At 70.5% G+C, this 550-nt stretch carries 2 protein-coding genes; both read left to right on the top strand.

Going from position 1 to position 550, the window contains the following annotated elements:
* A partial coding sequence (locus AC1DWF_RS37700; RefSeq protein WP_476843521.1) for a hypothetical protein occupies positions 1-254 on the top strand: 254 nt, incomplete at its 5' end.
* A 77-nt stretch (positions 255-331) separates the two neighbouring features.
* Positions 332-550: hypothetical protein (locus AC1DWF_RS37705; protein WP_476843522.1), on the top strand; the 219-nt coding region annotated here is incomplete at its 3' end.

The raw sequence follows: 550 nt of genomic DNA on the forward strand, positions 1-550 counted from the left end.
GGCTGATCCAGCGCAACCCGCTGCTGCTGGGGGCCGACAACTGGCCGGTGGAATGCGCACCGTCAAAGACCATGCCCGCCGCATCGCTGCCGGTGCACCAGATCGCGCTGGTGGTGAACGGCGTGCACCTTCTGGAGAACATGAAGCTGGACGAGCTGGTGGCCGCCAACCGCAGCGAGTTCTGCTTCGTGATGCAGCCGCTGCGCATGCAGGGCTTCACCGGCAGCACGGTGGCGCCGGCCGCGCTGTTCTGAGCGGCTCCGCCCCGCGGCGGCCAGTTCTGCCGCGGGGCGGTTCGTGCCTATCATGGCGCAGCATCACGGGAACGTGCATGGCGCGTCTGGGTCCTCCTCTGCCTCCCCGCCTCCTCGCCCGCGCTGTGGGTGCGGCGATCGGCGACTGGCTCTGCCGGCTGTTCCGCGTCTCGGAATGGCCGCGCGCCCCCCACTTCCGGCTCGACCGACTGCAGGCCCATCGGCGCAATGCCTCCGCCGACGAGATCCGCGCCCTCTGCCATGCCGTGCCGTTCGGCGACGACACGGTGCTGTGC

The sequence above is a fragment of the Aminobacter sp. P4_D5 genome (assembly GCF_056401815.1).